The 22,138-nt window shown below is 56.4% G+C and carries 24 protein-coding genes and 1 tRNA gene; 10 read left to right on the forward strand and 15 right to left on the reverse strand.

Translation table 11 applies throughout. The features are described 5' to 3' along the window. Nucleotides 1-42: 42 nt before the first annotated feature. The 5 genes from JWR17_RS23175 (at nucleotide 43) to JWR17_RS23195 (ending at nucleotide 4,872) form a co-directional block, all read left to right on the forward strand. Nucleotides 43-279 carry a glutaredoxin family protein gene (locus tag JWR17_RS23175; RefSeq protein ID WP_299835224.1) on the forward strand — a complete coding sequence of 79 codons (237 nt, stop codon included), beginning with the start codon at nucleotides 43-45 and terminating at the stop codon, nucleotides 277-279. Nucleotides 280-611: 332 nt separating this feature from the next. Next, nucleotides 612-938, forward strand: a complete 327-nt coding sequence (locus JWR17_RS23180; RefSeq protein WP_299835226.1) for a transcriptional regulator — start codon at nucleotides 612-614, stop codon at nucleotides 936-938. A 93-nt stretch (nucleotides 939-1,031) separates the two neighbouring features. Then, a complete protein-coding gene (locus JWR17_RS23185; protein ID WP_299835228.1) occupies nucleotides 1,032-1,922 on the forward strand; it encodes a pseudouridine synthase in 891 nt (296 codons plus the stop codon). Nucleotides 1,923-2,050: 128 nt separating this feature from the next. After that, complete coding sequence (locus JWR17_RS23190; protein ID WP_299835230.1) at nucleotides 2,051-2,650, forward strand: biliverdin-producing heme oxygenase; 600 nt, start codon at nucleotides 2,051-2,053, stop codon at nucleotides 2,648-2,650. Between the two features lie 5 nt (nucleotides 2,651-2,655). Continuing rightward, a complete protein-coding gene (locus JWR17_RS23195) occupies nucleotides 2,656-4,872 on the forward strand; it encodes an ATP-binding protein (RefSeq protein WP_299835350.1) in 2,217 nt (738 codons plus the stop codon). A gap of 107 nt (nucleotides 4,873-4,979) precedes the next feature. Here JWR17_RS23195 and JWR17_RS23200 read toward each other — a convergent pair. Beyond that, nucleotides 4,980-5,056 (reverse strand) — tRNA-Pro (locus JWR17_RS23200). A gap of 88 nt (nucleotides 5,057-5,144) precedes the next feature. Continuing rightward, a complete protein-coding gene (locus JWR17_RS23205; RefSeq protein WP_299835232.1) occupies nucleotides 5,145-5,369 on the reverse strand; it encodes a YgdI/YgdR family lipoprotein in 225 nt (74 codons plus the stop codon). Between the two features lie 180 nt (nucleotides 5,370-5,549). Here JWR17_RS23205 and moaB point away from each other — a divergent pair, with 180 nt between their 5' ends. Both moaB and glp read left to right on the forward strand, forming a co-directional pair. Continuing rightward, nucleotides 5,550-6,089 (forward strand): molybdenum cofactor biosynthesis protein B, encoded by a 540-nt coding sequence (moaB, locus tag JWR17_RS23210; protein ID WP_299835234.1) that lies wholly within the window; start codon nucleotides 5,550-5,552, stop codon nucleotides 6,087-6,089. 6 nt (nucleotides 6,090-6,095) lie between these two features. Next, nucleotides 6,096-7,310 (forward strand): gephyrin-like molybdotransferase Glp, encoded by a 1,215-nt coding sequence (glp, locus tag JWR17_RS23215; RefSeq protein WP_299835236.1) that lies wholly within the window; start codon nucleotides 6,096-6,098, stop codon nucleotides 7,308-7,310. Between the two features lie 48 nt (nucleotides 7,311-7,358). Here glp and JWR17_RS23220 read toward each other — a convergent pair whose 3' ends face one another. After that, a complete protein-coding gene (locus JWR17_RS23220) occupies nucleotides 7,359-9,167 on the reverse strand; it encodes a monovalent cation:proton antiporter-2 (CPA2) family protein (protein WP_299835238.1) in 1,809 nt (602 codons plus the stop codon). A gap of 240 nt (nucleotides 9,168-9,407) precedes the next feature. Between JWR17_RS23220 and JWR17_RS23225 the strand changes: the two genes are divergently transcribed. Both JWR17_RS23225 and JWR17_RS23230 read left to right on the forward strand, forming a co-directional pair. Then, nucleotides 9,408-9,596, forward strand: a complete 189-nt coding sequence (locus tag JWR17_RS23225) for a hypothetical protein (protein WP_299835240.1) — start codon at nucleotides 9,408-9,410, stop codon at nucleotides 9,594-9,596. A gap of 29 nt (nucleotides 9,597-9,625) precedes the next feature. Then, nucleotides 9,626-10,069, forward strand: a complete 444-nt coding sequence (locus tag JWR17_RS23230) for an N-acetyltransferase (protein ID WP_299835241.1) — start codon at nucleotides 9,626-9,628, stop codon at nucleotides 10,067-10,069. Here the strand turns inward: JWR17_RS23230 and JWR17_RS23235 are convergent. The 12 genes from JWR17_RS23235 to JWR17_RS23290 all read right to left on the reverse strand — a co-directional run bounded on the left by JWR17_RS23235 (nucleotide 10,062) and on the right by JWR17_RS23290 (nucleotide 21,105). Further along, nucleotides 10,062-10,232 carry a hypothetical protein gene (locus JWR17_RS23235; RefSeq protein WP_299835243.1) on the reverse strand — a complete coding sequence of 57 codons (171 nt, stop codon included), beginning with the start codon at nucleotides 10,230-10,232 and terminating at the stop codon, nucleotides 10,062-10,064. The two genes, JWR17_RS23230 and JWR17_RS23235, sit on opposite strands and share 8 nt — an antisense overlap. A 226-nt stretch (nucleotides 10,233-10,458) precedes the next feature. Next, on the reverse strand, nucleotides 10,459-10,965 hold the full coding sequence (locus JWR17_RS23240) for a DUF1993 family protein (protein ID WP_299835245.1): 507 nt from the start codon (nucleotides 10,963-10,965) through the stop codon (nucleotides 10,459-10,461). 151 nt (nucleotides 10,966-11,116) lie between these two features. Next, nucleotides 11,117-12,082, reverse strand: coding sequence for a carbohydrate kinase (locus JWR17_RS23245; RefSeq protein ID WP_299835247.1), 966 nt, complete (start codon nucleotides 12,080-12,082; stop codon nucleotides 11,117-11,119). A gap of 24 nt (nucleotides 12,083-12,106) precedes the next feature. Further along, entirely contained in the window at nucleotides 12,107-13,588 is a 1,482-nt protein-coding gene (gene xylB, locus JWR17_RS23250; protein ID WP_299835249.1) for a xylulokinase, read from the reverse strand. A 9-nt stretch (nucleotides 13,589-13,597) separates the two neighbouring features. Further along, entirely contained in the window at nucleotides 13,598-15,079 is a 1,482-nt protein-coding gene (locus tag JWR17_RS23255) for a mannitol dehydrogenase family protein (protein ID WP_299835251.1), read from the reverse strand. Between the two features lie 19 nt (nucleotides 15,080-15,098). After that, nucleotides 15,099-16,202 (reverse strand): sn-glycerol-3-phosphate ABC transporter ATP-binding protein UgpC, encoded by a 1,104-nt coding sequence (ugpC, locus tag JWR17_RS23260; RefSeq protein ID WP_299835253.1) that lies wholly within the window; start codon nucleotides 16,200-16,202, stop codon nucleotides 15,099-15,101. A gap of 40 nt (nucleotides 16,203-16,242) precedes the next feature. After that, complete coding sequence (locus JWR17_RS23265; protein ID WP_299835255.1) at nucleotides 16,243-17,076, reverse strand: carbohydrate ABC transporter permease; 834 nt, start codon at nucleotides 17,074-17,076, stop codon at nucleotides 16,243-16,245. A gap of 10 nt (nucleotides 17,077-17,086) precedes the next feature. After that, nucleotides 17,087-18,019 carry a carbohydrate ABC transporter permease gene (locus tag JWR17_RS23270; RefSeq protein WP_299835257.1) on the reverse strand — a complete coding sequence of 311 codons (933 nt, stop codon included), beginning with the start codon at nucleotides 18,017-18,019 and terminating at the stop codon, nucleotides 17,087-17,089. Between the two features lie 79 nt (nucleotides 18,020-18,098). Then, nucleotides 18,099-19,409: a sugar ABC transporter substrate-binding protein gene (locus tag JWR17_RS23275; protein ID WP_299835259.1), complete on the reverse strand. Its 1,311-nt coding sequence runs from the start codon at nucleotides 19,407-19,409 to the stop codon at nucleotides 18,099-18,101. 239 nt (nucleotides 19,410-19,648) lie between these two features. Next, nucleotides 19,649-20,554, reverse strand: a complete 906-nt coding sequence (locus tag JWR17_RS23280) for an AraC family transcriptional regulator (protein WP_299835261.1) — start codon at nucleotides 20,552-20,554, stop codon at nucleotides 19,649-19,651. Nucleotides 20,555-20,594: 40 nt separating this feature from the next. Then, nucleotides 20,595-20,915 (reverse strand): helix-turn-helix domain-containing protein, encoded by a 321-nt coding sequence (locus JWR17_RS23285; protein WP_299835263.1) that lies wholly within the window; start codon nucleotides 20,913-20,915, stop codon nucleotides 20,595-20,597. Beyond that, a complete protein-coding gene (locus JWR17_RS23290) occupies nucleotides 20,908-21,105 on the reverse strand; it encodes a type II toxin-antitoxin system RelE/ParE family toxin (protein ID WP_299835352.1) in 198 nt (65 codons plus the stop codon). Before JWR17_RS23290 ends, JWR17_RS23285 begins: the two co-directional genes overlap by 8 nt. Nucleotides 21,106-21,351: 246 nt before the next feature. Here JWR17_RS23290 and cobF point away from each other — a divergent pair, with 246 nt between their 5' ends. Beyond that, nucleotides 21,352-22,110: a precorrin-6A synthase (deacetylating) gene (gene cobF / locus JWR17_RS23295; RefSeq protein WP_299835265.1), complete on the forward strand. Its 759-nt coding sequence runs from the start codon at nucleotides 21,352-21,354 to the stop codon at nucleotides 22,108-22,110. Nucleotides 22,111-22,138: the final 28 nt, after the last annotated feature.

Here is a 22,138-nt window from a genome sequence, read left to right on the forward strand (position 1 = left end):
ATGGTTTTTCTCACGCTCAACGCGCTGTGCAAAGGTGTATCCATGCCTCCTGAATGCCAACTGTTCAGCACCCTCGGGTGTCACTTGTGTGAAGTCGCCGAAGCTGAACTGCTGCCTTTGGTCGAACACGGTTTGATGGTGGAACTGATCGACATTGGCGAGACGGAAGCGTTGTACGACGTCTATGGGTTGCGGATACCCGTGCTGCGGCGTGTAGATACCGGTGAAGAGCTGGACTGGCCGTTCGATGCTGCACAGGTGGTGCATTTTTTGCGCTAGGCACATCGATCAGGCACCTCTCACTGCATCGGCTGAAGACCGTTTATGGTCGAGGCGGTGGCCAGGCAGACCGCGGGGATCTTCGCCAACCAGGTTGGCTAAACAGGATGTGCGTCCCCCATCGGTCGCACGCTGGCCACAATCCAATGGTCAACAGTCCTCTATTCGGTTACTGTACGCATATACAGTCAGCCAGGGCATTCCCATGCATCAGCGATGCATTCGGCGTTTTCCTGGTGGTTGCGCTGTGCGCATTTGATACAGCCCAGCGGTTGACAACGCAGCCAAACCGTTATTGAACAGATGTAAAGAACACACAGAGAGCAACCGATATGGTCAACGTCGAACAACTGAAAAACAGCGTAAATCGGATGTCGGCCGAGGTGGTCAGCGAGGCCGTGCTGGAGCTGCGCATGGATGGTTTGGTCACCGAAGGCAAAACCCCGTTTACCAAAGTGCATTTCAATACCTGTTTTGCGGAAATCGAAGCGTTGTTTCAACGGGCTGGTTACCACCGTCAACTTGACGTGGTCGGTTATCAGGGCTTGCTTTACGCACTTTACGATCCTGGCCGGTGGGAGGCAGTCGACGTGTTGCGTTGGCTAAAAGAGTTTACCGATGCCGCTGCTGCACAAAATCCAATACTGGCTCGCGGTTGACCGCGAGTCGTGCCACCCATTAGGTTCCTGCCCAGCGTTGCGTGATAATGCGCAACCGGCCAATCAAGGCCGGTCACGTTGTTGAGCCCGTTTATGTCTGAATCCGCCTTTTCTCCCGCTCAAAGCCAAGCCAGCACGTTGTACCTTCCCGCCGGGCCTTGGGCGACCGTTCTGGACTGTCTGTGCGCGCATTTCGTGGCGATCAGTCGGGAGCAATGGCTGAGTCGAATCGCCAGGGGGCGGGTGCTGGACGCTAATGGTTTAGCCATCACCCCGGCGCTGGCTTATAAGGAAGGCCTGCGCGTGCACTACTTTCGCGAAGTGCCGAATGAAACACCGATTCCGGTTGTGGAAACTATCTTGTATGCAGACGAGCATTTGGTGGTGGCTGACAAGCCGCACTTTCTACCGGTGACGCCAGCGGGCGAATATGTCGAGCAGACGTTGCTGCGGCGCCTGATCCGGCGACTGGGCAATCCTGACCTGGTGCCGCTGCACCGCATCGATCGACACACGGCGGGGCTGGTGTTGTTCTCGGCCAACAAGAGCAGTCGCTCGGCCTATCAATCGCTGTTCCCAACCCGCGAAATCCACAAGCGGTATGAGGCCATCGCCCGAGCATTGCCAGAGGTTGAATTTCCCCAGGTGCACAAAAGCCGCCTGGTGGCAGGCGAACCGTTTTTCCGTATGTGCGAAGGGATTGGCGCCAGTAATACCGAAACACGAATTGAAGTCAGTGAACGGCAAGGCGACTGGTGGCGTTATGGCCTGTACCCGGTAACTGGCAAGAAGCATCAACTGCGCGTGCACATGGCGGCGTTGGGAGCGCCTATTTGCAACGACCCGTTTTATCCGGACGTGATCAATAGCGCTGCGGACGACTTCAACCTGCCATTGAAACTATTGGCGCAAGGCCTGCGTTTCGTTGATCCGCTGTCCGGTGAAGCTCGGCATTTCGAGAGTAAAATTGAGCTCAAATGGTAGCGAAACGAAGTATTTTCAGCGCTGCCTGATTCGGTTTCGGTCCCGGCTACGCGAGCTGAACAGCTATTTTAGGTATGTGTTGAACGAAGTTACATTGTTTGGCAACTTGCTGTTACTTTACACCGCATATGAATATTCAGCCGCTACCTGTGCCGCCGATCCACAGTGATTTGCGTGCTGCTACCTCGCACCTGCATCGACGTCTGGATGCACGTCTACCTTTCTCTACGACCGATGTCGCCGTGTACCGCCGCATGATGCAGGCTTATTACGGGTTTTATCTGGCATTCGAGGATTTGCTGGCGGCAACGGCGTCTGTCATTCCGGGCCTGGGCTGGGCGGGGCGCCTGAAGACTTCCGCTTTAACCCAGGACTTAATGGCCTTAGGTTTGACGGCGGCGCGCATCGACGCGTTGCCGCGCTGTTTATACCTGCCCGTCATTGAAACCCAGGCCCAGGCGCTGGGGGCGTTGTACGTCGTCGAGGGTGCAACCCTCGGTGGACAAGCTCTGCGCGGCATCATCAAGAAAAAACTCCACATCGACTCCGCCAGCGGCGGGAAATTCATGGATGTTTATGGCGCTGAAACCCGCACGTTGTGGCAAGGGTTTATAGCGTGCCTCTCGGTTTTGCAAGAACCCAAAGACATTGCACAAGCGGTGGCAGTCGCCCAGCAGACGTTTATCTGCTTCGAACAATGGCTGGAAACATCGGAGGTTCTGCAATGACCGACATGGAGTTAGACAATCCGCCTGCTGCGCTGGAAGCATGCGCCGATGAACCGATCCGAATCCCGGGTTCGATTCAGCCCCATGGCTTGCTCATGACGCTGGCTGAACCTGACCTCACCATCATGCAGGTCAGCGCCAACAGCCTTGAAGTGTTGGGTCTGCCTCCTGACCTGTTGCTGGGTCAATCGCTGATCACGGTGCTTGGCGATACGCAACTGCGCAGCCTGCGGCATGGGCTGGAAGACCTCGATGGAGATGATAACGAGCCGCTTGTACTCACGCTGAATGGCCGGATATTCGACGGTCTTCTGCATCGCCATCAGCAAGTGTTGATTCTAGAGCTGGAACGGGTACGTCCGGCAGTGGTTGATCAGCAGAAGCTTATCGCCCGTGCGTTACGGCGAATGCAAGCGGCGAAAACCCTTGAAGCCCTGTATCAGGTCAGTGTCAGTGAGATTCAGGCGCTGACGGGTTATGACCGGGTCATGATTTACCGCTTCGAGGATGAAGGGCACGGGCAAGTCATTGGTGAGGCCCTGGCGCCGGATATGGCACCTTATCTCGGGCACTTTTTTCCGGCATCGGATATTCCGCCCCAGGCCCGCGAACTGTATCGCTCGAACTGGATTCGGGTAATCCCAGACGCGCGGTATAAGCCCGTCTTGATCCTGCCCACCCTTCGTCCGGACACGTTGCAGCCACTGGACTTGAGTTTTGCGGTGCTGCGCAGTGTTTCGCCCTGGCATTGCGAGTATCTGCAAAATATGGGTGTGCGTTCGTCCATGAGTATTTCGTTGCTCAAGGACGATATGTTGTGGGGCTTGATTACGTGCGGCAATCGGTTGCCCCTGGAAGTCCCCCATGAGCTGCGCATAGCGTGTAAATCCATTGGTCAGTTGCTGTCCATGCAGATCAGCATGCTAGAGGACCTGGACACTCGGCGGCAGCAGTCGCAAAAAGCCGTTTTGGTCGATCAGTTAGTCGCGGCCATGGCCGGTGCCGCCCATGATGTGCTGGAGGGCTTGATCAATAATCCCGAAGAGTTGATGGCATTGACTGGCGCCACGGGCGCGGCGGTATTGATTGGCCACCAACTCCATCTGTTCGGAGAGTGCCCCAGCATCAAGGAGATCCGTGTGTTGTACCGCTGGGTGCGTCAGCAAGGGAAAGGCATCTTCTATTCGACGAGCCTGGGACTGGAATTTCCCCCAGCGCTGGCTTACCAGGGGGTCGCCAGTGGAATGCTCGGGTTTACCTTGCCCAAACCGGTGGATAACGCAGTCATGTGGTTCCGGGAGGAAGTGAAGGCAACCATTGAATGGAGCGGTAATCCCGATAAAAATGCCGACCAACCGACCTCAGGGCCCCGACGTCTGCACCCACGTTTATCGTTCGAAATCTGGAAGCAACAGGTTGAAGGCACCTGCCGACGCTGGAGTTCCGGCGATCTTTATGCCGTGGAGAACCTGCGCAGGTCTGCGCTGGAAAATGACCTGTCGCGCCAGGTTCAGCGTGAGCATCAGGCGGTGCGCGAACGCGACGACTTGGTGGCAGTGGTGTCTCATGACCTGCGCACACCGATGACCATCATTACCTTGCAGTGTGGCGTGATGCAAAACATGGTGGTCGTTGACGACAGCAAGGCCAGCCGTCGCATGGGCTCGGCCATTGACACCATGCGCCAGGCCACTTCGCGGATGAATACCCTGCTGGACGATTTGCTCGATACTTCAAAGCTCGAAGCCGGGCGTTACTCGGTCACGTTGCATATCACCGACGCCAACGTGATGCTTGAGCAGATATGCACGATTCTATCGCCGTTGGCTGCGGCCAAACACATCGAGTTTGCCTACAGGGCGCAAGACAACCTGACGATCCTGGCTGACCCTGATCGACTGTTTCAGGTGTTTTCGAACTTATTGGGTAATGCGCTTAAATTCACCCCTATGACCGGCAAGATCGACATATCAGCCGAACGGGTCAATGACGACGTGGTGTTCACGGTTCGGGATACCGGAGCTGGCATCAGTCCGGAACAGTTGCCCTACGTCTTTGACCGGTATTGGGCCAGTCGTGAAGGCAACCCGACGGGCAGCGGCCTTGGCCTGTACATTTCCCATGGGATTGTCGAGGCGCATGGCGGTCGGATGTGGGTGCAAAGCGAACTGGGGCATGGCAGTACCTTCAGTTTCAGTATTCCGGTGCCCCGAGTGGTCTAATTGATCAAGCCACAGCCCCGTCAGCGCTGGCGCAAAATGGAAAAACCCGCACTTGGCGGGTTTTTCGCTGTTTCGACCTGAACAGCGCGAGTCGAGACCTGCCATGGTGGTCGGGGAGACAGGATTCGAACCTGCGGCCTTCTCGTCCCGAACGAGACGCGCTACCTGGCTGCGCTACACCCCGAAATCAACTGGCGATGAATCCGATCGTTGCCGCCACCCACTCGCGGCAGGTCGCGATCGCTACTGCAAAAGCATGAAGCCGCTAACTCTTACAATTCTTTAACGGTGCGAACTTGATCTTTGTTGACGCGGGTTTCTTTGCCATCGAGCTGTTTGAATTCGTAGAATCCAGTGTCTTCATCGAACTTCGGCGTATCAACAGCCTGGATTTCGCGACCATCATTCAGCGTTATTACAGTCGGCGAAGCGCAACCGGCAAGGCTGGCCATGCTCAGCGCGAGCAGGAAGGCGGCGGTTAGGGTCCGTTGAGTCATTACAAATCTCCGTCAGGGAATGCTGGGTTTGAAGCTTACGTCCTTGAGACGTATACATCACTGGCAAGTTCCCTGAATAGTACCGCGGCAGGTCAATCGCGATAACGGGCTAACCCGAAGGCCGGGAAAACGGTGCTGTGATATAACAGCGGGCTATTTCTCTCTCTTTGGATTGAGCCTATGAAAGCCAAGGCTGATACACCTTTTGTTCCGCTGAATATCGCCGTGTTGACCGTCAGCGACACCCGCACACGTGAAACCGATACCTCGGGCCAAGTGTTCGTCGATCGCCTGACCGAAGCGGGCCATAGCCTGATAGAGCGCGTGTTGCTCAAAGATGATCTGTATAAAATCCGCGCACAAGTCGCTACCTGGATCGCCGACGATGAAGTGCAGGTGGTGTTGATTACCGGCGGCACAGGATTTACTGGCCGTGACAGTACCCCCGAAGCGGTGAGCTGTTTGCTTGACAAAAAAGTCGACGGTTTCGGTGAAATGTTCCGGCAGATCTCCATGGCAGATATTGGTTCTTCTACCGTGCAATCCCGCGCCCTGGCTGGGTTGGCCAACGGCACATTGGTGTGTTGTCTGCCGGGCTCGACCAACGCCTGCCGTACCGGTTGGGACGGCATTCTCGCCGAACAGCTTGATTCAAGGTTTCGTCCGTGCAACTTCGTTTCTCATCTCAAGCAGGCAGAGCCCTGCGCAACGCGCGGGTAAACGAACATGAGCGACACTAAATCGCGACCAATGATGCCGGTTGAAGCCGCCATGGCGCGCTTGTTGGAGATGGCTGCAGCGACGCCGATCCTTGAGCGCGAGCGGGTTTTACTGGCACAGGCAGAAGGGCGTGTGCTGGCTGACGGGTTGGTCTCTACCCTGGATTTACCGCCATGGCCCAACAGCGCCATGGACGGTTATGCGGTGCGCCTGGCGGATTGGACGGGCGAACCGCTCGTGGTCAGTCAGCGAATATTTGCCGGTCAAGCCCCGGAAGCACTTACCCCCGGCACCTGTGCGCGCATTTTTACGGGAGCTCCGGTACCGGCCGGGGCCGATTGTGTGGAGATGCAGGAAAATGCCGAGGTTGGGGCCGATCAGCGGGTGCGTTTCACTGAGAAAATGAGTTCCGGGCAAAACATCCGTCCGCAAGGCCAGGAAACCACCGTCGGCGAGCAGGTGTTGGCCGCGGGTACGCGCTTGGGGCCGATCGAATTGGGGCTTGCCGCTTCGTTGGGTCTGGCTGAGCTGAGCGTGATTCGGCGTGTGCGGGTGGCGGTACTGTCTACCGGCGATGAGCTGATTGAGCCAGGCCTGCCATTGGGCCCAGGGCAGATCTACAACAGTAATCGGATCCTGCTGTGCAGTTGGTTACAGCGTCTGGGTTGCGAGGTGGTGGACGCAGGTATCTTGCCAGACGACCTGGAAAAAACCCGTAGCACACTGGGCAGCCTCGGCCATGTTGACTTGATTTTGTCGACGGGTGGCGTGTCGGTGGGCGAAGCGGACTATCTCGGGCATGCATTGCGCGAAGACGGTGAATTGTCGCTATGGAAACTGGCGATCAAACCCGGAAAACCCCTGACCTTTGGCCATTTTCGCGGCGTACCGGTGATCGGCCTGCCAGGTAATCCGGCCTCTACCCTGGTGACGTTTGCACTGCTGGCTCGGCCTTATCTACTGCGCCGCCAGGGAGTAATGGACGTTGCGCCCATGCAGTTTCCGGTTCCCGCCGGATTCACCTGGAACAAGCCGGGCGATCGCCGAGAGTATTTGCGCGGACGACTCGAACAGGGGCGGGTGGTGTATTACAGCAACCAAAGTTCAGGCGTGTTGCGTAGCGCGGCCTGGGCTGAAGGCCTCATTGAAGTGCGTGAAGGCACCACCGTGGCTGAAGGCGATTGGTTGAACTTCATTCCACTGAGTGAAGTGTTGGGTTAAAGCCAAAGCCAAAGCCAAAGCCAAAGCCAAAGCCTATCAATCAACCCGTTAATCCGCTGCCTTTTCCTCTTCCAATCGATCCGCCTCGAATAGCTTCGCTAGCTCAGTTCGTGCCTCTACGGCGGACTGCATGACTTTCGCCGCATCGTCGTACACCAGATGCTGCGCGTTAAGCAGTTGCTCATCATGGCGTTTGAAGCGGCTGATTCGCGCATCGGCCTGGGCTTGGCTCAAACCAAGCCCGACCAAGGTGCGGCGGCTCATTTCCAGGCTGGAGTAGAACGTCTCGCGCACCGCCTGCGCGTCCACTTCCATCAGACGATGCACATGCTGGCGGTTACGGGCGCGGGCGAGGATTTTCATTTGTGGGTACAGCTTGCGTACCAGTTCAGCGGTCTTGATGTTGGTATCGGGGTCGTCGGTGGCAATGATGAAGAATTCAGCCTGATCGACCTTGGCTGCGCGCAATATCTCCGGGCGCAATGGATCACCATAAAACACCGGCATATGGCCAAAGCTGCGCGAGAACTCAATGGACTCCACTGAAGTGTCCAGCGCCACAAACGATATCTTTTGCGCCCGCAGAATCCGCGCAATGATCTGTCCCATACGACCCATCCCTGCAATCACCACCCGTGGTGCATCGCTTTCAATATCCCGATATTCATCAGGCACGACTTGAGGGACGACCTTGCGCTTGAGTACGCGTGAAATCAGCAGCAACAACAACGGCGTCAGGGCCATGGATAAAGTGATGGTCAATATCAGCAGGTCGTACAGCTGCGGCTCGAACAGCCCTTGATCGCGGCCGATCTTGAACACCACAAAGGCAAACTCCCCACCTGCCGCCAGCACCACGCCCAGGCGCAAGGCGCTCTGTTTGCCGAGGCCACCCGCCAGCCGGCCAATGCAGTACAACAGCGGCAGTTTCAGCAGAATCAACAGCACCATCAGGCCCAGCACCAAGCCGGGCATACTGAACAAGAGTGCGATGTTGGCACCCATGCCCACGCTAATGAAAAACAACCCGAGCAACAAACCCTTGAACGGTTCGATTTGCGATTCAAGTTCGTGGCGGTACTCGGAATCGGCCAGCAACATTCCGGCGAGAAAGGCGCCAAGCGCCATCGATACACCCACCAGACTCATGAGCCATGCGGTGCCAATCACCACCAGCAATGCGGTTGCGGTCGAGACTTCCTGTAAGCCGGTTTTGGCCACGATGCGAAATACCGGTTTTAGCAGGTAGCGACCCCCAACGACCAAAAACGCGATACTGCCGACCACCTGGGCGGCATGGGTCAGCTTATCGGCCTGGCTGACGTGGTCATTGACTCCGGCCAGGAAGGGCACAATGGCGATCAGCGGAATAGCAGCGATGTCCTGAAACAACAAGATTGCGAAGGCCGCTCGCCCATGTGGGCTATTAAGCTCCTTGCGCTCGGCCAGGCTTTGCAAACCAAACGCTGTGGACGACAAGGCCAAACCAAGCCCAAGCACCACAGCGCTGTTTAGCGGCTGGTCAAAAAAGAACAACGCCACGCCGCCGATCACCAATCCGGTCACCAGCACTTGGGCCAGGCCGACACCAAACACTGCCTTGCGCATCACCCACAATCGTCGCGGTGACAGTTCAAGGCCAATGATGAACAGCAACAGCACCACGCCCAACTCGGAAATATCGCTGACGCTTTGCGGGTTACCGATCAAGCCCAGAACCGAGGGGCCGATGATGACTCCGGCAAACAAATACCCCAGCACCGCACCCAATTGCAGACGTTTAGCTAGCGGCACAGTCAGAACTGCGGCGAGTAAAAATACAACCGCGGCCTGCAACAAGTTGGCTTCGTGGGGCATTGTTTATTCCTTGAAAGATTCTCCGTTACTGGAAACGGCTGGCATTAGACCATGCAACGGTGACTCATTGAATGTCGTCTGGCACTGATTAGATGAAACGCTACGGTCTCCACCGAGGCAGATTTGATCGAGGGAGCAGCAGTCACGGCGTTGCCAGACTGACAGGTCAGATCAACGGCGTTACCATGAGCGCGCATTTGCTTAGAGCAGATGATTTCTACGCACATTCAGGAAGCCGCAATGACTAACAAACAACGTTTGAGCTATTCGATTGTGATCGCCCTTGTGGTGCTGGCTATTATGCTGGGTCTGTCGCACCTGCAAAATACCGGTGTGATCACTGAACAAACCTTTCAATACATCGCGATTGCGGTTGCCGTCGTGGTAGTGGTGATCAATGGCTTCATGCGTCGCAAGGTAAAACACTGAGTGCTAACTGCCGCCGAGAGGGATTGCTGATGAGTGTTCGAATAGACGTTTCGCAAGCGCCTGGTGAAGCTGAGTATTTGGCAATTCTCAAGCCATTGCGGGCTTATAACGTTGCCCAGGCGGGTGACGCCAAACCCGAGCGATTCGCGCTATTGATCCGTGACGAGTTAAGTAACGAGGTCATCGGCGGCCTCTATGGGCGGAGCTTGTACAGCTGGCTGTTTATCGAGTTATTGGCCGTGCCTGACCAGTGCCGAGGGCAGGGCATGGGTTCGCGATTGATGCATATGGCCGAAGACCACGCGCGCAAAAACGAATGTATCGGAATCTGGCTGGACACGTTCAGCTTCCAGGCGCCCGAGTTCTATCGCAAGCATGGGTTCGTCGAGTTTGCCAAAGTCGAGGATTTTCCGCCGGGACATCAGCGTTTCTTCTTTCAAAAACGTCTGAATTTGTCGACGGTAATCAGCTGATCAGCAGCCTGCTGAGAGGTTCGTTGTCGACTTGGGTGAGGTAGATGGGCATCAGATGTTGGCCGCTGCTACGGCTATGCATAGCCGTTTTGGGCATTGCCCAGGCGCTGGCGCTGATGGCCAGGATCATCGAAGTAAAGATTACCGCCAAGAAGCTTTTCATCAGTTGACTTCCCTTACATTCATTGAAGAAGGTTCGGGAAGGTCAGTGCGGCAGTGGCTGCAGCAAGCAAAAAAACCAGCGGCGCTGAGGACCCGATTGCCAACGGCAGCAGCGTTGCTACTGGCACGGACTCAGCTTAAAACCGGGCGGTTAGCAATGCTATCTGAATGCTGCCCGGTTCTTGCCTGATTCTGTTATGTGTCGCTGTTGAGTCTTACCCTGGGCGTTAAATTCCACCGAGGAAATCCATCTTGCCAATCGCTACGCCTTTATGGCGCAGGATGTCGTAAGCCGTGGTCAGGTGAAAGTAGAAGTTCGGGTGGGCGAAATGCAGCAGGTAATCCTGCTGGCTGAAGATCATGTCCCGACCCGGAGTTTTCAGGGTGATGGTCTTGCCCGCATTGGCTTCGTACTGTTCTGGCGTCACGCTGCGGATAAACGCTTGGGTGTTGACGATACGCTCACGCAGCTGCTCAAGGGTCGTTTCGGTATCCGGATAGCTCGGCGCGGATACGCCAGCCAAACGTGCGGTACACAGTTTAGAGGCGTCGCTGGCGGTCTGGATCTGGCCTGTAAGGGTGAACATGTCCGGAGCGAGACGGGCCAGTAACAGTTCTTCCATCGCCACGCCATTAGCGGCGCAATGTTCAACAGCCTTATCCAGCAACTTCGACAGGTTATCGAGGCCGCGCAAAAAAACCGGGACGGATAATTGGTAATAAGACAGGCTCATGCTGGTTCCTCGAAAGATTCAACAGGGTGTTTAAGGACGTGCATCGTCCTCCGGGTCTTAGGCATCGCGCAACTGACTGTAATGGGAGAATTCATTCGCGAAGGCGGTGTGTCAGGTACGCCCCATTCCCAAATGCCGCCATGAGGCCGGGTTATCCGCGATTTTCTGGCATGTCGACCCCAACCAATTCATCCCGATACGGCAGGTCCGGTCCGACCTTGGTGCAGGTCAGCGCCGCTGCTGCCACGGCGAATTGCATCATCTCGGTGATGTGTTCCCGTGACAGGGCTTCCAGGCCGGACGGGCTGTCGAGTTGGTGTTCGGTGAGATAGGTGATCAAGGCGGCTTGAAAAGTGTCGCCCGCGCCGACGGTATCGGCGGTGATGACTTCTCGGGCGGGAACCGACCACGTGCCGTGCTGGCGGGTGAAAACGCTGACCCCTTGAGCGCCGCGGGTGAGGAACACCAATTGGCAGCGTTGGTTTAACCAGCCTTCGGCGACGGTTTGTGGGTCAAGGTCCGGGTACAACAACGAAAGGTCCTCGTCGCTGACTTTGATCAAGTGCGCGTGCTCGGCAAAGGCACTGATCTGCTCGCGCCAGCGTTGAATGTCCGGCTCTGGGTTGAGGCGAATATTAGGGTCCAGGCTGATCAGCCGTTGTGAGCTTTCGCGCCTGACCAAGGCCAGCAACGTATCCGCTATCGGGCGCACCACCAAGGAAAACGAGCCAATGTGAAGGCCACGCACCTGTTCGTCCAGCACCGGCAAATGCTCGAGCCGTAACTGACGGTCTGCACAGCCTTCACCACGAAAGCTGTACTGTGGCGACCCGTCATCGCCCACGGCGACCATGGCCAATGTCGTGGGCGCTTCGAAATCAACCAGGTAATCAGGCCGCACACCTTCGTCTTTAAGTACGGTGCGCAGGCGATGGCCCAAATAGTCAGAGGAAAGACCAGCAAACAGCGCCGAGTCAATGCCCAGTCTGCTCAATCCGACCGCGACGTTAAATGGCGAGCCGCCGGCAACGGCTTGGAAGTCCACCCGATTGCTGTGATTGCCGCCTTCCGGCTGGCTGAAAAAATCGAACAGCGCTTCGCCACACACTAAAAACATAAAAGCTCCAAAACTTAAACGGCCTCAAAGGGCCTGCAAACACAAACGGTAATGATCATAAACCTGCTGATACGCCAACACGTTTTCAGCTATCGGCTGGGTCTCGCTGGCGGCATCAAGGCTGACGCAACGTTGGCACAACTCCTTGAGCCCGGATGTTTGTCCGTTTTCTTCGCCCCAGCACCATGCAGCCTGAATGGCTGCGCCTAGGGCTGCCGCTTCGCTATGGTCGGTACAAACGACTGGAGTATCCATGATGTCAGCGACAATTTGCCGCCAAATCGCGCTTTTTGCACCGCCGCCGATCAACCGGATCGCCTGGCTTTTGATTCCGCTGGCTCGCAACAAATCCAGTCCGTAGCGCAAACCGAAGGTCGTGCCTTCGACCACCGCGCGGCAAAGATTGGCTTGATTCAGGTTGGTGCTGTCGAGCCCCAGGATACTGCCCGTAGCGTTGGGCAGGGCAGGTACGCGTTCGCCGTTGAGAAACGGCAACATCAACACCCCTTGCGCACCAATGGGTGCCTCGGCGATGGCCAGGTTGAATTCGCCGATATTCAGCGCGAATAGCTCGCGGACGGCGCTGGTGGCGTTAGTCAGGTTCATGGTGCAGATCAGCGGCAACCAACCGCCCGATGACGAACAGAAAGTCGCCACCGAGGCTTGATCGCTGACCCGGGCTTCGTCGGCATAGGCGTAAACCGTGCCGGAGGAGCCAAGGCTCATGGTGATCGAACCCGGCCCGATATTGCCGGTGCCGATGGCGCCCATCATGTTGTCACCGCCGCCGCTGGAGACAATCGCCTCGGGGTTGAGCCCCAACAGTTGAGCAATCTCTGACCGAATCTTGCCGACGCTTTGCTGAGCATCCAGCAATTGCGGCAAGGCCCGACTCAAATGACCACTGGGGTCGATATAGTCCAGCAGGGCCAAATCCCAGCTGCGGGTGCGCACGTTGAAATAACCCGTGCCAGAGGCGTCACCAAATTCGCTGCAGCAGCGGCCAGTGAGCCAGTAATTCAGGTAATCGTGGGGTAACAGGATTTTGTCGATGCGGGCGAACACATCCGGGTGCTGTTCCTTGGTCCACAGCAGCTTAGACACCGTATAACCGGGTGCGATAGCAACGCCGAGACGTTCCAATGAGCCTTTCTCGCCGCCTAAATAGTCCAGCAGTCGATCGTTCTCAGGGGTGGTTTCGGTGTCGCACCAGAGTTTGGCGGGGCGTAATACCTCGCCACTCTGATCCAGCAGTACCAGCCCGTGCTGCTGCCCGGAAACTCCGATGGCCTGGATCTGCGCGCCGCTGACGCCCGCTTCAGCCAACGCCTCACGGGTTGCCTGTTGGAAGGCAGCCAGCCATTGCGACACGTCTTGCTCGCGCCGCCCATTGGCGGCGCTGATCAACGTGTGTGGGCCTGAGCCCTGGCCAAGGACCTTCCCGCTCTCGGCATCGAGCACAATCGCTTTGGTGCCTTGGGTGCCGCAGTCAATACCGAGAAACATAGGGTCACCTCAGGCGCTTTTGGCCAGCAGATTTTCCAGGGTTTTTTGCACGCCCAGTTCACGCAGGCTGTTCAGGTTATGTTCGAACGACGCGACGAACTCAGGCGACTGCGGAATAGCTGCACCGAAAATTTCTTCGACCGCTAGCAAGCGCTGGGTGATCAATACATCATCGGCCACCAATGCCTGGCAGAACTCGGCACGCGGGTCGGGAATCTTGAACGTCACGCCGTTCTCGTCTTCGCCCTTGAGGTACAGCGCCCAAGCGGCAACTACCAGGGAGGCGCGGTCGAGGTTACCCTTATCAAGAATCAGCCGATTAATGGTCGGCACGGTGAATTTGGGAAACTTCGACGAACCGTCGGAGCATACGCGCTCCAGTTGATCGGCAATGGCCTGGTTGGAGAAGCGCTGAATCAGCGTGTCCTTGTAGGTTTCCAGGTCGATACCTGGCACCGACGCCAATTGTGGCGTGACGTCCAGGTCCATGTAGGTGCGGATGTACCGCACGAACAACGGATCGTTCATGGTTTCGTGAACGAAACGATAACCCTGCAAGAAGCCCAAATAGGTCAACGCCAAATGGCTGCCGTTGAGCAATTTGATCTTCATCTCTTCGTAGGGCGTGACGTCGTCGGTGAACTGCACGCCGACGTTTTCCCACGCTGGACGGCCATTGACGAACTTGTCTTCCAGCACCCATTGCACAAACGGTTCACAGACCACTGGCCAGGCATCGTCGATGCCTTTTTCATCATGCAGTTGCAGACGGTGAGCGGTGCTGGTCATGGGCGTGATGCGATCGACCATGGCGTTAGGGAAGCTGACGTTGGAAGCAATCCAGTCGTGCAAATCAGCGTCGCGCAGTGCGGCAAAAGCCAGCAGGGCTTTGCGGGCGACAGCACCGTTGTGCGGCAGGTTATCGCACGACATCAAGGTAAATGCGGGCGTGCCGTTTTGCCGGCGTTTGGCCAAGGCTGCGCACAGCAGGCCGAACACGGTGGTTGGTTCGCCAGGGTGCGCCAGGTCGTGGCGAATCTGGGGCAGGTGCGCCATGAATTCGCCGTTGCTGTCATCGATGCAATAACCGCCTTCAGTGATGGTCAGCGAGACGATACGAATCTGCGGACTGGCGAGCTTGTCGATCAACGCCTGAATGCCGTCGGCGGCCAGCAACATCTCGCTGATGGAGCCGATGACGCGGGTTTCTGTGTCGTCGGTATCACCCAGTTCATACAGCGTATAAAGATAATCCTGATCTTGCAGTGCGTCGCGCACCCCAAGGTCTTCCGGGCGCAGGCCAATGCCGCAGATGCACCAGTCGTAGCCTTGGCCTTTGTTCATCAGCGCATCGGTGTAAAACGCCTGATGCGCCCGATGGAAACCACCGACACCGATGTGCGCGATGCCTTGGCTGGTATCCTTCGGCGAATAGGCCGGGCGAGCAATGTGCGGATCCAGTTGCGACAGGTTTTGCTTGTTAAGCTTCATGGTCAGGGTTCCCGGGTACTTAAGCGGCGACCTGCAAGGCGTTGGCGATAACCAGGCCTTGGGCGTCGAACAAATGACAATGGGCGCTATCCAGGTGCAGGTGCAGCGTTTCGCCGTAATTGCTCGCAAGATCGCCACGGATACGCATGGTCAAGGCTTCGCCGGATTGAGTGCGGACATGGCAATAGGTGTCACTGCCCAGGCGTTCGCTGACGTCCGCAATCACCTGCATCTGACAATCGCCGGTGTTGGCGATGTTCAAGTGCTCCGGACGAATACCCAGTGTTACCGGGCTGCCGACGCTGACGCTGGCGCCATTCAATGGCAGGCTGACAATTGCCCCGGCATCCAGCGACACATCACAGCCCGTGCTGTCGACGCGGCTTATTTTGCCCTTGAGAAAGCCCATTTTCGGCGTGCCGAGAAAGCCCGCGACAAACAGGTTGGCCGGGTGGTGATACAGCTCCAGCGGTGTGCCGACCTGTTCCACTTTGCCCGCGTTCAGCACGACGACTTTGTCGGCCAGGGTCATGGCTTCGACCTGGTCGTGGGTCACGTAAATCATCGTCGCTTTCAGTTCTTTGTGCAGACGCGACAGCTCTAGGCGGGTTTGCACACGCAAGGCGGCGTCGAGGTTGGACAGCGGCTCATCGAACAGGAAGATTTTCGGGTTGCGCACGATGGCACGGCCGATGGCGACACGCTGGCGTTGCCCACCGGAAAGCTGCTTCGGTTTACGGTCAAGTAGCGGTTCCAATTGCAAGATGCGCGCTGCTTCGCCGACCTTACGATCAACCTCGGCTTTCTTTCCGCCCGCCAGGTCAAGGGCGAACGACATGTTTTTGCGCACCGTCATGTGCGGGTATAAGGCGTAGGTTTGAAACACCATGGCCAGGTCGCGCTTGGCCGGGGACACCTCGGTGATGTCGCGGCCATCCAGTTCGATAGTGCCGCCAGTGACGTCTTCAAGCCCGGCGATGCACCGCAGCAGGGTGGATTTGCCACAGCCGGACGGGCCGACGAAGACCACGAACTCGCGGTCGCGAACATCCAGGTCAATACCCTTGAGGATGGAATGGCCGTCGAAGCCTTTTTGTAAATTTCTGATGCTCAGGTTAGCCATATGGCCTCCGTTCTGCGCTCGTTGAAGAGGCTGAAACTTGTTATTTGACGGCGCCGAAAGACAGGCCGCGAACCAGTTGTTTTTGGCTGATCCAGCCGAAGATCAGGATCGGTGCACAGGCCAGCGTCGAGACGGCGGACAGCTTGGCCCAGAACAGACCTTCGGGGCTTGAGTAGGACGCGATCAAAGCCGTCAATGGGGCGGCTTGGGATGAGGTCAGGTTCAGCGACCAGAACGCCTCGTTCCAACACAGGATCAATGACAACAGCGCGGTCGATGCCAGACCGCCTTTACAGATCGGCACCAGCACCCGGAAGATTTCCTGGGCGGTGGTGGCCCCGTCCAGACGTGCGGCTTCGAGAATGTCCGGTGGAATGTCCTTGAAGTAGGTGTAAATCATCCAGACCACAATCGGCAGGTTGATCAGGGTATAGATGGCGATCAGCGCAAAACGCGTGTCCAGGAGGCCGAAGGTTTTGGCCAGTAAGTAGATCGGCATCAGTACGCCAACGGGCGGCAGCATTTTGGTCGAGAGCATCCACAACAGTGTGCCTTTGGTACGCTTGGTCTCGAAGAAGGCCATGGAGTAGGCTGCCGGCACCGCGATGATCAGGCAAAGGATGGTTGCGCTGAACGAGATGACTATCGAGTTCCAGGCGAAGTGAAAATAATCACTGCGTTCCTGGATGTGAATGTAATTTTCCAGGGTAGGGGTGAAGAAGAACTGTGGCGGCGTGGCGAAAGCGTCGATCTCGGTCTTGAAACTGGTCAAGACCATCCAGAAAATCGGGAAAAAGATCAGTGCCGCAATCGCCCACGACAGCGCGCCAAGCAACACGCTCTGCATACGACGAGATTGTTTTAGCGTCATCATGGCAAGGCCCTCATGACTTGTCGGTGAGGTTTTTGCCGATCATCCGAATCAGGATAATCGCGGCAATGTTGGCGATGACCACGGCGATCAAGCCGCCAGCCGATGCCATACCGACGTCGAATTGCAGCAACGCCTGGTTATAGATCAGGTACGCCAGGTTGGTCGAGGCAAAGCCCGGGCCGCCGTTGGTGGTCGTAAAGATTTCAGCGAACACCGAGAGCAGGAAAATCGTCTCGATCATGATCACCACCGCAATTGGGCGCGCCAGGTGCGGCAGGGTCAGATACCAGAAAATCGCGATAGGACCGGCGCCGTCCAGCCGCGCTGCTTCTTTCTGTTCTTGATCCAGGGATTGCATGGCGGTCATCAGGATCAGGATAGCGAAGGGCAGCCATTGCCAAGAGACAATGATGATGATCGACATCAGTGGGTAGTTGGCGAGCCAATCCACTGGCTGGGCACCGAACGCTCTCCATACGGCCGCGAGAATTCCCGAGACCGGGTGGAAAAGCAGGTTTTTCCAAATTAAAGCGCTGACGGTTGGCATGATGAAAAACGGTGAAATCAACATCACACGCACAATGCCGCGGCCGAGGAATTCGCTGGCCTCCAGCAGGGCGGAAATCAATACGCCAAGGATCACGCTGATCGCCAGTACGCTGCCCACCAGCAACAGCGTGTTGGTTGCACCTGGAATAAAACCACTGTCGGTGACGAAATAGACGAAGTTTTCTATGCCAACGAACTCTTCGTCACCGGGCGACAGCAGGTTGTAACGAATGGTTGAGAAGTAGATGGTCATGCCCAGCGGTACGATCATCCATACCAGCAACAACAACACCGAGGGGCTCACCAGAAACCAGCCCGGTTTAGTCAGGTGACTTTTTGCTTTGGGGGTCGGGCTGGACGTATCCAGATGAGGATTGATGGCAGAAGTATTCATGGTGACTCCGAAACTCGGTGCAAGCCTGGACAAGGTGCCGAGGGGCAAGCCGCTCGGCACAGACAACAGTCAATCGTGATTATTTCTTTGGATAGCCCGCGCGCTTCATGTCTCGCTCGGTAGCGGTCTGCGCGGTAGCCAGCGCTGCATCAACCGTGCTCGAACCGACCAGCGCCGCCGAGAACTGTTGCCCAACGGACGTACCGATCGCCTGGAACTCAGGGATGGTCACCAACTGAATGCCAACATACGGCACCGGCTTGAGAGTCGGCGTTTTTGGCGTAACCGCTTTGAGCGATTCCAGGGTGATTTTGGCGAAAGGTGCAGCGGCCATGTACGCGTCGCTGTAGGTCGACGCACGGGTGCCGGGTGGCACGTTGGCGACGCCGTCAGTCTTGGCGACTAACGCGGCGTATTCCTTGGAAGTCGCCCATTGACTGAAGGCCTTAGCGTCAGTCTGGTTTTTTGCGCTGGTTGGAATCGCCAGAGCCCACGAGTACAACCAGGCAGAGCCTTTATCGGTCACTTCATGGGGCGCGTAGGTGAAACCTACATTGTCAGCCACTTTGCTTTGGGTCTTGTCGGTGACGAACGAGCCGGCAACGGTAGCATCGACCCAGATTGCACATTTGCCGCTGTTGAACAGCGCCAGGTTTTCATTAAAACCGTTACTGGAGGCGCCAGGAGGACCAGACGCTTTCATCGTATTGACGTAGAAATTCAGCGCGTTTTTCCATTCCGGCTGGTCGAACTGTGGTTTCCACTGTTCGTCGAACCAGCGTGCGCCAAACGAGTTGGCGACGGTGCTGATCAGCGCCATGTTTTCGCCCCAGCCCGCTTTACCGCGCAGGCAGATACCGTACTGTTCTTTGGTCTTGTCGGTCAGCTTTGCTGCGTACTCGGCTATCTGCGTCCAGGTGGGGCGCTCAGGCATGGTCAACCCGGCAGCCTTGAACAAGTCGGTGCGGTAATACGTCATCGAGCTTTCAGCGTAGAACGGCAGGGCGAAGAGTTTACCGTCGACGGACAGGCCGTCACGTACCGAAGGGAAGACGTCGTCCAGGGCATAGCTGGCCGGCAAATCCTTCATCTCTTGCAGCCAGCCTTTCTGACCCCAGAGTGAGGCTTCGTACATGCCGATCGTCAGCACATCGAACTGTCCGCCCTTGGTGGCGATGTCAGTAGTCAAGCGTTGACGCAGGACGTTTTCTTCCAGCACTACCCAATTGAGTTTGATGTCGGGGTGTTCTTGCTCGAAGGTTTTGGAGAGACGCTGCATGCGGATCATGTCACTGTTGTTGACCGTGGCGATGGTCACAGTGCCAGCTGAGGCGACGCCGCTGAGAACCAGACAGGTGCTTGCCAGTAGCAATTTTGCGGGGGTCTTCATCGATTACTCCTCTTCTGTGCCCAGGGGCTACAGAGGGTCGGTTATTGTTTTTGTAGCTTCCGGAGGTACGGAAACTGTGAACTGATTACAACGGTCTCAGCGCGCAATGACAAATCCTGCGCAGCACTCAAACCGATACTTTTTTGCACTGGGTACGTAAATGTAAACGCACTGAAATACCGCCCCTGCATAGCATAGAGCGGTTTCAGCATTTTTGAAGGGCGTCGGGGCGGGGTAATTCAGTACAGGTTTTGTTCAGTCATGCGTTGCACCGCCAATCGGCGGTAGTGGGACGGCGTCATGCCTTTGAGTTGTTGGAAGCGCCGGTTGAAGTTGGAAATGTTATTGAACCCCGATTCGAAACAGACGTCGGTCACCGGTTTATCGCCTACTGTCAGCAGTTCGCAGGATTTACTGATGCGTAACCGGTTGACGAACTCAACGAAGCAACGCCCCGTGGCCTGCTTGAACACCCGGGAAAAGTAGGTGGGTTTCATGCCCAGATAGTCGGCAACTTCTTCAAGGGGCAACTCGCGAGCGTAGTGGGCAAAAATATAATCCACGGCGCGGTTGGTGCGGTCGACGCTGTGTTCGTCGGGCAACTGCGGTGACTGGGTGCCAGACAGTAGTTGAATATCGTCGCTGGCGGCCAGCAGCTCCAGCAGGATGAAAAAATGCCCCAAACGGCTAATGCCTTTGCTGTCGGCGATCTTTTGCATCAACTTCATGGCCTGACGAATGGTGCGCTTGCAGCGAAATTCCACACCGTACTGGGCGCGCTCCAGCAACGGGGTTAGCGTTTTGAGTTCAGCGAATACCAAATTCCCGCTTTCGAACAGCTCATCGGTGAAATTCACCAGCATATCGCGCTTGGGCACCACTTCATGCTCATCGACCTGACTGATCCAGTTGTGTGGCAGGTTAGGGCCAGTCAGAAACAGGCTCTCCGGGTAAAAGTTACCAATGTAATCGCCGACGAAGACCTTTCCTGAACTGGCCACAATCAAATGTAGCTCGTATTCCTTGTGAAAATGCCAGCGCACCAACGGGCACGGGAAACCATGCTCGCGGTAGATGATCGAGAGGCCATTGTGGTCGTCCATCAGCTCGTAGGACGGATCGGTGATTCTCGTCGTTTTTGTCATTATTAGGTCGTCGTGTTGATGTAACAGTCAGGACGGTCGATCAGGCAAATATTACTACCACACGTCCTTCACCCCGGGATTTCGGTGCAGTCTTGACGACAATTTGTACGTCGCGGCCCAAACGTGCAAGGCAGTCGATCATTTTTGATTCGCTGATGCCGCGAAACTTGCCCCGCAGCATTTCAGAAACCTTGGGTTGGGGCATGGCGAGAATTTCGGCGGCCTGGACCTGGGTCAGATGCCGGGCCTTTATGATGCTACCTATTTTTGCCGCCAGTTGGGCTTTGACCAGCATCTCGCTGGCGCCGGTCTGGCCAACATCGGCGTAGACGTTACCGCTGCCGGATTCTATCTCAGTCATGGGTGCATCCTTTTGAATGGAGTTCTGCCGCCAGGAAGCGAGCCTTGATCAAGGAGGTTCCCGGTTGAGGCGTCTGGATACCCTTGACGGACTTTTTCTGGAAACAATGCAGCACATAAACCGTGCCGCCGAAACGAACGGTGTATACCGCGCGATACGTGTTGGTGTCCTGACTCTCGACCACTTGCATCTGGATGCTTGCCGCCTTGCTGGGCAAGGTGAAGGGCAAAACCAAATGTGTCTTGGACTGCTTCGGGCATGTTGGTTAAATCCTTTTTACTGCTTGCGACCCAGTACAGGCGCTTGTCATTTCCGTATGGCATGGGTGAAATTATACCTGTTTGGGGATAAAGTCAATCTGCTGCTTTGCGTACGCTTGAGCAGTGGTCCAATATCCACACGCTCGCGGTTGGCGTCACTTAGGGAGTTGTTACTAATGAAAAAAATCCTGCTAATTGGCATTGGCGCAGGGCATCCCGAGCAGATCACGGTGCAGGCGGTGAATGCGCTTAATCGGACTGACGTGTTCTTTTTGCTCGATAAGGGCTACGCAAACGACGATCTGCTGCGTTTGAGAACGGACATTTGTGAACGCTACATCACCCATGATGACTACCGGATCGTTCAGGTACTTGACCCTAAGCGGCTCGGCAACCCGCAGTCTTATGAGGCAGGAATTGAGGCGTGGCATGAACAGCGCGCGGTGCTGTTCGAGCAATTGATTGCTGATGAAGTGGGCGAGGGCGAGGTGGGGGGATTTCTGGTTTGGGGTGACCCGTCGCTTTACGACAGCACCTTGCGCATTCTTGACCGGGTACTGGCCCGCGGCGCTCAGCTGTTTGATTATCAGGTCATTCCCGGGATCACCAGCGTGCAGGCACTGGTGGCACAGCATCGAATACCACTGAATCGTATCGGAGAGCCGATCCAGATCACCACTGGACGGCGTTTGGCAGAGTGTCGCGAGGACCAGATCACTAATGTCGTGGTGATGCTTGATGCGAACTGCGGGTTTGAGGCGTTCGCGGAGACTGATCTGCACATTTATTGGGGCGCCTATTTGGGCACGCCAGATGAAATCCTGATCGCAGGTAAGCTAAAAGATGTCAGCGCAGAAATCCAGCGTGTTCGCGAAACGGTCCGGCGTGAAAAAGGCTGGATAATGGACACTTATTTACTGCGCAAACCTGACTGACGCGTCGGCCAAGTAGAAGGCCGCTGAT

Origin of the sequence: Pseudomonas sp. (assembly GCF_028293835.1) — a bacterium.
GTDB lineage: Bacteria > Pseudomonadota > Gammaproteobacteria > Pseudomonadales > Pseudomonadaceae > Aquipseudomonas.